The sequence below is a fragment of the Nocardia sp. NPDC058640 genome (assembly GCF_042716995.1).
In the GTDB taxonomy this organism is placed as follows: Bacteria; Actinomycetota; Actinomycetes; order Mycobacteriales; family Mycobacteriaceae; genus Nocardia.
The window spans coordinates 208,505-218,163 of sequence record NZ_JBHXRG010000007.1 but is presented as its reverse complement, the minus strand read 5'-3'; the positions used below and the strand labels follow the sequence as shown (position 1 = coordinate 218,163).

The window sequence follows — 9,659 nt, the reverse complement described above, 5'->3', positions numbered from 1 at the left end:
ACTGCACTCGACAGGGTGTGGGAGAGTAGGACACTGCCGGAACATCATTGCGAAAGGCCCCCAGCATTGCTGGGGGCCTTTTTGCGTTCCCTGTACTGTGAATCCATGGCGACGACCAGGATCGGCACGCACATCAACGCGCCTCGTTCGACCGTCTATCGACTGCTGATGGATGGCGATTCGGTGGCTGCCTGGATGATGCCTGACGGAATGTCCATCGAGGTGCATCGGTTCGAGCCGGTGGAGGGCGGATCGTTCTCCCTGACGCTCACCTATGACCAGCCCACCGAGGCGGGAATCACGCAGCAGCACGATGCGTACTTCGGGAAGTTCCGCTCGTTGGTCCCGGACGAGCAGGTGGTCGAGGTGCTGGAATTCGTGACCGAGAAGCCGGATATGACCGGGGCGCAGACCATTACCTTCACCCTGGCCGACGCCGACGGCGGAACCGCGCTCGATATCGTGCACGAAGACGTTCCGGCGGGTCTCAGCGCCGCCGACAACGAAGCGAGCTGGCAGATGGCATTGACGAAGTTGGGGGCCATGGCCGAGCGGAGCGCGCTCGACTGAGCGCACTCGATCAGCGCACGGCGTCGTCCGCGCGGGGCGTGATGCCCGAGGCGGGGACGAGCTGCCAGGCTTCTAGCTGCCGGCGAATCTGTTCCGCGGCATCGATATTGAGCGGTCCGCTGGTCCACAGCGCGTACGGCAGGGTGAAGAATCGGCTGTCGCGGACCGCGCGCAGCGTGTTGATGCCCGGCTTCGAACGCAGTAGGTCGACCTTCTGAGCGTAGGTCTGGCCGGGGTAGTCCACGAACATGATCGCGTCCGGGTCGGCGGCCGCGAGGCGCTCCCAGGAGACCTTGGTCCAGGTGTCGTCGACGTCGTCGAGGACATTGCGCGCGCCCGCTGCTTCCAGGATTGCCTGCGGCGCACCGTATTTGCCGCTGGAGAAGATCGTGTCGGTGCCGCTGTCGAACAGGAACACCGTCGGGTCCGTGGCCGGTTTCGGGGCGGCGGTCAGGGCGGCGAGTCTACGGTCGAGGTCGGCGGTGACCTCGGTGGCGCGGTCCTGTCTGCCGGTGATCGTGCCGAGGTCGGTGAGGTCGGTGCGCAGGGCGGTCCACGGTTCGACAGTGCCGCGGGCGGGCGCGCCGTCTTGCTGGCGGCAGCTTTCGGTGAGGACGTAGGCGGCGATGCCGTCCTTGCGCAGGGTCGCGGGGGTGAGGTTGCTCGCCTCGTCGTAGCCGTAGCTCCAGCCGGCGACCATGACGTCGGGGCGTTGGGCCAGCACGGTTTCGCGTGAAGGATATTCGGGGGCAACAGAGTTCAGGCTGTCGACGATCTCGGCGCCGTAGTGGGCGCGCAGGGTGTCCGCGTCGCGCTGGATGCTCGAGACCGCGGCGACCTGGTCCTGTGCGCCCAGTGCCAGCACCATCGAGATGAGGTTGCCGTCGTTGGCGAACAGCCGCTGCGCGGGGGAGGGGAACGGGGATTGCTTGCCGCAGTTGGTGATCGGGATCGTGGACGCGGATGGCGGGGTGCTGCCGGTGCAGGCGGTGAGCACGACCGCGAGTGCGGTGCTGGCCAGGATCGGGCCGGTCGTCTTCATCATCGAGCCTCTCGCGCAGTGATCAACAGGTGGTGGTCGCCGGTCACGGGATGCCGCACGCGGGTCGCGTCGACGCCGAACACCTCGGCGACGAGCTCGGGTGCCAGGGCCTGCGACGGCGGTGCGGGTGGTCGGGCGGAACCGTTGTGCAGCACGATGATTCGGTCGCAGTATCGGTCGGCCAGTGCGAGATCGTGCAGGGCGGCGACGACGGTTCGGTTCAGGGTTCGCATCAGCGTGAGCAGTTCGAGTTGATGGGTGACGTCGAGATGGTTCGTCGGCTCGTCGAGCAGCAGGACCGGAGTGTCCTGAAGCAGCGCCCTGGCCAGCAGAACCCGCCGCCGTTCGCCACCGGACAACTGATGCACCTGCCTGCCCGCGAAACCGGCGAGATCGACCGTCGCCAAAGCCTGTGCCATCCGATGTTGTTCACGCGGGCCACCCAGACCCCACGGCGGCAGATAGGGCGTCAGGCCGAGCGCGACCACTTCGCCGACCAGCATGTCGGCGGGCGGAGTCTCGTCCTGCGCCACCAGTGCCACGGCCGAAGCCCGTCGCCGAGGGCGCAGCGCGTGCAGCACCTGCCCGTCGACGAGGACCTGGCCGTGTTTCGGCTTGTCGACCCCGGCGAGCACCCGCAGCAAGGTCGACTTGCCGCTGCCATTGGGCCCGACGATGCCGACGACCTCGCCGGGCCTGATCGAGAACTCGGCATCGACGACGATATTTCGATGCCCGATCGCGCAGGTGAGTGCGACGGCTCGCAGTTCGCCAGGTCGCCCCGCCGTGCCTGTGTGCGCCGGTGCCTCCTCTGTTCGGGAATCGGCGTTGCCTGCGGTGCCGTCCGTCGCCGTCTTGTCGACATCGCAGTCGGGCGCGTTCGGTGCGAGAAGGGGTCGTGGTGTGGCGTCACCTGCTGCGCGGTTCGCAGCTGGTCGATCGAACACGCGCAGCCAGCCGCTCATGAGGTCCCGAACTGGTAGCGGCGCCTGCCCATCAGCAGCAGGAAGATCGGGGCGCCGATGAGGCCGGTCAAAACGCCGACGGGTATTTCGGTGGGACGCACCAGGATTCGGGTGGCCGCATCGGCGATCACCAGGAACAGCGCACCGCCGAGTGCGCAGGCAGGCAGCAGGTTGCGGTGGCGGGGGCCCACGATCATGCGCGCGGCGTGCGGGACGACCAGGCCGACGAAGCCGATGCCGCCCGATACCGCGACCAGAACCCCGACGAGCACTGCCAGCAGCACGAACAGGCCGATCCGAAGGTGCCGCACCGGCACTCCGACCGAGGACGCGGTATCGGCGCCGAGGGTGAGCGCGTCGAGCCAGCCGGTGATCGCCATCAGAATGGCACCGCATGTCACGACGACGGTGAAAGGCAGGGCCAGGGTCGTCCAATCGGCACCGGCGAGACTGCCCAGCAACCAGAACAGCACCGACTCCGCCGCGGCGGGATCGGTGCTGCGAAACACCAGGAAGCTGCTGAACCCGGCGAAGGCGGATCCGAGCACGGTGCCGGTGAGAACCAGTCGCAGCGGGGTGAGCCCGCCCTGCGCGAGCGCGATCAGGAAGACCAGGGACGCCGCACCGAGCGCGCCCAGTAGCGCACCACCCGACAACGCCCAGATGCCCGCGCCCGCGAACAACCCGGAGGTGATCACCGCGGCCGCGCCGACCCCGGCACCCGAGGAGACGCCGAGCAGGAAGGGGTCGGCCAGTGGATTGCGCACCAGCGTCTGCATCGCCGCGCCCGCCAGTGCCAATCCGGCGCCGACGATCGCGGCCAGCAGGGTGCGTGGCACCCGGAGCTGCCAGACGATGGTGTCGATGCCGAGGTCGGTCGGTGTCGCGCCGGTGAGCCGGGCGGTGAGGGCGTCCAGCACCGCGGACACAGGAACGATCTCCGCACCGAAGCCGGTGGCGGCGATCATCGCTGCCGACAGCAACGCCCCGAGCAGGGGTAAGGCGAGCGAGACCCGCGCACGGGTCATCGCGAAATCTCCACAGGCAAGGCGCGGCCCTTTCAGAGGGTGTCCCGGCGAGGGAGGTCTGACTTTCGCCGTGAGGCGATCACAGTGGCGCGACCGTTCCGGAGTTACACCGGATTCCCGCACCCGCCGGGGATGACACCGTGACTGTACAAGGCACGCGGTGCCACCTGGAAGCGGGACGGGACCAGTCGTTCCGAGGAATTTCGTGAGCGAGGTTAACGTTGCTGGGGGCGAACACGATTCACGCTTGTCCGACAATTCGTACGAAGGAGAACGCTCATGGGTTCCACTGACCTGATGGCTTGGATCAGCGAGGGAATGCTCGCCGGGGACCCGGTGCGATCGGCGCTGTTCAGGGTGCTCTACCTGCCGATCATGATGTTGGGTCTGCTCAGCGGGCAGCCCTTCTGAGTTCAGGGTCTCGGCCTTCCCGCGAGCGGACGCCACGCGCGTCCGCCGCGGGAAGCCGCCCGTGGTTCGAATCACGGGAAAGCTAAAGGTATTCGGCGCGGGGCGTGGTTGATTCAATCCCTGTATGTACCGACCGAACACCTTCCTGCCCGGCCTGCGAGGCCGCACCACCGCCGCACTGCTCGCGGTGGCAACCGTTGCGACGTTGGGCCTGAGCGGCTGTGCCAGTGGCAAGGACGCACCGGTCGGCACGCCTGATGTCGCCCTGCCGACCGAGGTTCCGCCGGGGACCACGCTGATCGTGGCCGATCAGCAGGAGCGGCTGCAATCGGCGCTGCGACTGTCCGGTGAGCTGGACAAGTTGCCGTTCAAGATCGAGTTCGCGAACTTCGTCGGTGGCCCGGCCATTCTCGAGGCGTTCCGGGCCGGCGCGGCCGATGTCGGGCAGGTCGGCGATGTGCCGCCGATTCACGCGTTGGCGGCGGGGCAGGACGTGCCGATCATCGGCTCTTATCAGGTCAACCCTCAGGCGATGAAACTCGCTGTCGCACCGGGCCGTTCGATCACCAAGCTCGCAGACCTGAAGGGCAAGAAGATCGCCTATGCCGAGGGGACGGCCCAGCAGGCCTCGGTGTTGAAGGCGCTCACGAAGGCCGGTTTGAAACCCGCTGATGTGCAACTGATTCGGTTGCAATTGGGCGAGTTTCCCGACGCGGTGCGCACCGGTCAGGTCGATGTGGCGCCGCTGATCGAACCGAACGTGACCCGGTTCCTGCGAACCCAGGGCGCCTCACTGATCCCGGATTCGGAAACCACGGGCATCTACAGCGGCCTCGCCTACCTGTACGCGCGTCGCGCGGTGGTCCAGGATCCGGCGAAGGCCGCGGCCACTCGTGCCCTGGTCGGCGCGTTCGTGCGGGCCTGGCAGTGGACCAACACCCACCGCGAGGAATGGGCGACCCGCTATTACGTCGACAGCCAGAAGGTCAGTGCCGACGACGCCAAGCGGATCGTCGAATCGCTGGGCACCTACACGTTCCCGCACCTGGACCAGCAGCTGATCGCCCGTCAGCAGTCCACCATCGACGCGATCGACGCCGTGGGTGAACTGCCGAAGAAGATCAAGGCCGTCGACGGGTTCGACCTGCGGTTCGACGCCGCGGTCACCGAGGCCGTCACTACCAGCGGGGCGGCGTTCGCGCCGGCGGCGAGCTGATGGCCACCCTCGACGCCGGGGTTCTGCGGCGTATCCAGTCCAGCACCGCACCCGTCGAGGTGCTCGCACCGCGCGGGCGCGGCAAGCGCCGACTCGGACCTGGCAAGCCGATCCCGTTCGGCTTCGCGATCGGTCCGGCCCTGCTCATCGGCGGCTGGGTGCTCGGATCACTGTCGGGCGCAATAGATCCCGAGACACTGCCCGCGCCGTGGACAGTCGCGGCGACCGCGGGGGAGCTGATCGCCGACGGCCGGTTGCAGTCCAACCTGCTCACCTCCTTGCAGCGTGCGGTGATCGGACTCGTGCTCGGTGTGGCGATCGGTGTGGTGTTGGCGCTGGTGTCCGGGTTGAGTCGGCTCGGTGAGGCAGTGGTCGATGGTCCCGTGCAGATCAAACGGGCCATTCCGACGCTGGCGCTGATCCCGCTGTTCATCGTCTGGTTCGGCATCGGCGAGGAAATGAAGCTGATCGTCATCACCACCAGCGTGCTCATTCCGATCTACCTCAATACCCACGCCTACCTGCGCAGTGTCGACGCGCGCTACGTGGAACTGGCCGAGACCGTCGGACTGTCGCGGTGGGGATTTCTGCGGCGGATCGCGTTGCCGGGTGCGCTGCCGGGCTTCTTTTTGGGATTACGGCTGGCGGTGACCATTTCGTGGCTGGCGCTGGTGGTGGTCGAACAGGTCAACGCGACCAGCGGCATCGGCTACCTGATGACGCAGGCGCGCACCTACGGCCAGATCGACGTGATCGTGGTCGGACTGGTGATCTACGGACTGCTCGGACTGTTCGGCGACCTCGCCGTGCGGGCAACGGAACGAAAGGTGCTGGCATGGCGACAGACACTGGGCGACTGAGCCCCGACGAGCGGGTCGTCGTGCGCACCCGCGCGCTGACTCGCGGCTTCGGCAAGCGAATCGTGTTGAACGGCATCGACATCGAGATCCGGCGCGGTGAGTTCGTCGCGCTGCTGGGTCGCAGCGGTTCGGGCAAGAGCACGCTGCTGCGGGCGTTGGCCGAATTGGATTCGGAGGTACCGGGTTCCGGTGAACTGACGGTGCCCGAGCAGCGTGCGGTGGTGTTCCAGGATTCGCGGCTGCTGCCGTGGGCGCGGGTGCTGGACAATGTGGTGCTCGGGTTGACCGGGCGTGACGCGCAGCAGCGGGGACGATCGGCGCTGGCTGAGGTCGGGTTGGCCGGGCGTGAGAAAGCTTGGCCGCGTGAGCTTTCCGGTGGCGAGCAGCAGCGGGTGGCGTTGGCCAGGTCGCTGGTGCGTGAGCCGGAACTGTTGCTGGCCGACGAACCGTTCGGTGCGCTGGACGCGCTGACCCGGATTCGGATGCACGCGCTGTTGCAGGCGCTGTGCCGGCGACACCGGCCCGCGGTGCTGCTGGTGACCCACGATGTGGACGAGGCGGTGCTGCTCGCCGATCGGGTGCTGGTGCTCGACGAAGGCGTGATCACGATCGACCAGCGGATCGACACGCCCCGCCCGCGCAGGCACGCGCATCCCGAGTTCGTCCGGTTGCGTGAGGTGCTGCTGGCCGGACTCGGTGTGGACACAACGGAATTCGAGAAAGTGAAGCAGGCGTCATGAGTGCACCGCGGCAACTGAGTCTCAACGCGTTCATCTATCCCTCCGGGCATCACGAGGCGGCGTGGCGGCATCCCGACAGCAGCCCCGACCGCATCTACGACGTGTCCTACTACCAGGAGATCGGGCGCACGGCGGAGGCGGCGAAACTGGACGCGGTGTTCTTCGCCGACGGTCCCGCCCTGCGCACCGACGTGCGGCACAATGCGGCGCCCGGCCTCGAACCGATCACCCTGCTCACCGCGATCGCCTCGGCGACAACACATCTGGGTCTGATCGCGACCGCGTCGACCACCTACTACGAGCCCTACAACCTGGCGCGACTGTTCTCGTCGCTCGACCACATCTCCGGCGGTCGGGCGGGGTGGAACATCGTCACCACCGGAACCGACCTGGCCGCAGCCAATTTCGGGCTTGCCGCCCATCCCGATCATGCCGAGCGGTATGCCCGCGCACGGGAGTTCGTGGATGCGGTGGTGGGGCTGTGGGACAGCTGGGAGGACGACGCGATCGTGCTCGACCGCGCCGCCGGTGTCTACGCCGACCCCGACAAGATCCATCCGATCGACTTCGTCGGCGAACATCTCAGCGTGCGTGGACCTTTCAACGCCGCGAGAACACCGCAGGGACGTCCGGTGCTCGTGCAGGCGGGTGCCTCGAACGAGGGTCGCGCGTTCGCCGGCAAGTACGCGGAGGCAATCTTCACAGCGCACCAACGACTTTCGGACGCGCAGATCTTCTATGCCGATATCAAGTCCAAGGCAGCCGAGTTCGGGCGCACCGCCGACGAGGTGAAGATCCTGCCGGGGATCAGCCCGTTCATCGCCGACACCGAGGCTGCCGCACAGCGTTTGGAGCGCGAGTTCAATGAACTGACCGTGCCCGAATACGGCATCAAGCAGCTGGAATCGATCACCGGGACCTCGCTGCGCACGCTCGCGCTGGACGAGCCGGTGCCCGTGGAGGTGTTCGCGGGGGCGGGCGATGTCACCGATAACGCGCGCAGCAGGTTGCAGGTGGTGGCGGGGATCGTCGAACGGGAACGGCCGACCCTGCGCGGGTTGCTGCATCGGTTGGCGGGGGCGCGGGGTCACCGGGTGTTCGCGGGGACACCCGAGCAGGTGGCTGACACGATCGAGCAGTGGTTCACCCAGGGCGCGGCCGACGGATTCAACGTGATGCCGCCGTATTACCCCGGCGGGCTGGAGGTCTTCACCGAGACGGTGGTGCCGATCCTGCAGGAACGCGGTCTGTTCCGCACCGAATACACCGGCACCACGCTGCGCGACCACTTCGGACTCGCTCGGCCGCAGAGTCAGTACGCGCAGACGCCCGCTGCTGTCGGATGAGTGCTGGATCCGGCGAATGTTGTTGTCGCGGCGGCGAGAATTGCGGCCGACCGCATCACGTTGACGCTCCGCTGACCGATCGATCGGGGTGCAGTAGGCCACGGCGGCAGAGTGGGTTAGCGCGACCCGTTGTCAGCAGGGCGTCAGAGTCGCAGGGAGATAGCGAAAAGGACGTAGGCGCCGAGGGTTTCGGTACACGCGCGACACCGGAGACTTCACGGCATCTGGTCTTCTGCCGCGCGGGTGGCCGACGATGAGCGCAGGCACCCTCGACACCGAACCCCTGCAGTTACGTTCGCTGATCTGGCCGGTGTTCGCACCAATGGCCTTGTACGGCACCGGAGCTGGTGCGGCAGCGCCGATGTATGCCTGGCGTGCACTGGATCTCGGTGCGTCGGCGGGCATGGCCGGGCTGATCGTGGCACTGGGCGGGCTCGGGATGGTGCTCGCCGACCTGCCCGCGGGACGGATCGTCGCCCGGATCGGCGAGCGGGCGGCGATCGGGGTCGGCAGTGTGCTGGGCACCGTCGGAGTGCTCGCGGCGATCTTCGCACCGAATCTTGTTGTCCTGGCAGTGGGTTTGCTGCTCAACGGCGCGGCGGGTGCGGTGTGGGGGTTGGCGCGGCAGACCTATCTGGTGTCGGTGGTCGCGCCCGATCAACGCGGGCGCGCCATGTCGACGCTGGCCGGTTCGCACCGGCTCGGGTTCTTCTGCGGGCCCTTCCTCGGCGCGGCACTGGTGCACGGAATGGGGCCGGTCGGCGCGCTGTGGCTGCAGTTGGTCACCACACTGGCGGCCGCGGCGGCGATGGTGGCGATCCGTTCCAGCGAGATCGGTGACCCGGCGGCGCTGCGACCTGTGCACACAGTGCTGTCCGAAAACCGCAGGGTCTTAGGAACTCTCGGACTCGCCGCGGTCGCGGTCGGTGCCGCGCGAGCATCTCGCACAGCCCTGCTGCCGCTGTGGGCCGCGCACCTCGGAATCGACGCCGCGACAACGAGTTTGCTGTTCGGCCTGGCAGGCGCGGTCGACGTGCTCATGTCCTATCCGGCCGGCGTATGGCTGGACCGCGCGGGCAGCCGCGTCACCGGCACCGCCTGCGGAATCTGCTTCGCCCTTGGCTACGCGGTCCTGCCGTTCACCGGTTCGGTGCTCACCATGGGTGCCGCGACCATGCTGCTGGGCCTGGCCAACGGCCTGAGCAACGGCCTGATCATGACCGTCGGCGCGTACGCCGCACCACCGGACCGCCGCGCGGAATTCCTCGGCGCCTGGCGCCTGACCCACGACGTCGGTGCCTTCGCGGGCCCGGTCGCGGTCGGTCTGGTCGGTGCGCTGGCCGGGCTTGCCGCCGCGGGCGCACTGATGGCCTTCGGTATCGGTCTCGGCGCGCTGGCGATGTACCGCTGGTTCCCCGCACGCCCGGTTGTGGTGCCACCGGGCCTGATCAAACCCCGAGATCCGGTGGACAGCAACTGAA

The 9,659-nt window shown here is 67.7% G+C and carries 10 protein-coding genes and 1 riboswitch; of the genes, 7 read left to right on the top strand and 3 right to left on the bottom strand.

Going from position 1 to position 9,659, the window contains the following annotated elements; genetic code table 11:
• A partial coding sequence (locus ACFWU5_RS12760; protein WP_379267246.1) for an SRPBCC domain-containing protein occupies nt 1–570 on the top strand: 570 nt, incomplete at its 5' end.
• A gap of 10 nt (nt 571–580) precedes the next feature.
• On the opposite strand, the gene ACFWU5_RS12755 is transcribed toward ACFWU5_RS12760, so the two are convergent.
• The 3 genes from ACFWU5_RS12755 to ACFWU5_RS12745 are packed head-to-tail and all read right to left on the bottom strand — an operon-like array spanning nt 581 to nt 3,605.
• Nucleotides 581–1,612, bottom strand: coding sequence for an ABC transporter substrate-binding protein (locus ACFWU5_RS12755; protein ID WP_379267252.1), 1,032 nt, complete (start codon nt 1,610–1,612; stop codon nt 581–583).
• Nucleotides 1,612–2,577, bottom strand: a complete 966-nt coding sequence (locus tag ACFWU5_RS12750; protein WP_379267245.1) for an ABC transporter ATP-binding protein — start codon at nt 2,575–2,577, stop codon at nt 1,612–1,614. Before ACFWU5_RS12750 ends, ACFWU5_RS12755 begins: the two co-directional genes overlap by 1 nt.
• Complete coding sequence (locus ACFWU5_RS12745) at nt 2,574–3,605, bottom strand: FecCD family ABC transporter permease (RefSeq protein WP_379267244.1); 1,032 nt, start codon at nt 3,603–3,605, stop codon at nt 2,574–2,576. The genes ACFWU5_RS12750 and ACFWU5_RS12745 overlap by 4 nt, the downstream gene beginning before the upstream one ends.
• Before the next feature lie 55 nt (nt 3,606–3,660).
• Nucleotides 3,661–3,724, bottom strand: a riboswitch (cobalamin riboswitch).
• Between the two features lie 160 nt (nt 3,725–3,884).
• On the opposite strand from ACFWU5_RS12745, the gene ACFWU5_RS12740 reads away from it, so the two are divergent.
• From ACFWU5_RS12740 to ACFWU5_RS12715, 6 genes are all read left to right on the top strand, one after another.
• Nucleotides 3,885–4,016 (top strand): hypothetical protein, encoded by a 132-nt coding sequence (locus tag ACFWU5_RS12740; RefSeq protein WP_379244355.1) that lies wholly within the window; start codon nt 3,885–3,887, stop codon nt 4,014–4,016.
• A 124-nt stretch (nt 4,017–4,140) separates the two neighbouring features.
• Nucleotides 4,141–5,232 (top strand): ABC transporter substrate-binding protein, encoded by a 1,092-nt coding sequence (locus ACFWU5_RS12735; RefSeq protein ID WP_379267243.1) that lies wholly within the window; start codon nt 4,141–4,143, stop codon nt 5,230–5,232.
• Entirely contained in the window at nt 5,232–6,092 is an 861-nt protein-coding gene (locus ACFWU5_RS12730; RefSeq protein ID WP_379267242.1) for an ABC transporter permease, read from the top strand. The genes ACFWU5_RS12735 and ACFWU5_RS12730 overlap by 1 nt, the downstream gene beginning before the upstream one ends.
• Nucleotides 6,068–6,832 carry an ABC transporter ATP-binding protein gene (locus ACFWU5_RS12725; protein WP_379267241.1) on the top strand — a complete coding sequence of 255 codons (765 nt, stop codon included), beginning with the start codon at nt 6,068–6,070 and terminating at the stop codon, nt 6,830–6,832. Before ACFWU5_RS12730 ends, ACFWU5_RS12725 begins: the two co-directional genes overlap by 25 nt.
• Nucleotides 6,829–8,178, top strand: coding sequence for an LLM class flavin-dependent oxidoreductase (locus tag ACFWU5_RS12720; protein WP_379267240.1), 1,350 nt, complete (start codon nt 6,829–6,831; stop codon nt 8,176–8,178). Before ACFWU5_RS12725 ends, ACFWU5_RS12720 begins: the two co-directional genes overlap by 4 nt.
• Nucleotides 8,179–8,431: 253 nt before the next feature.
• Complete coding sequence (locus ACFWU5_RS12715; RefSeq protein WP_379267239.1) at nt 8,432–9,658, top strand: MFS transporter; 1,227 nt, start codon at nt 8,432–8,434, stop codon at nt 9,656–9,658.
• Nucleotide 9,659 lies beyond the last annotated feature (1 nt).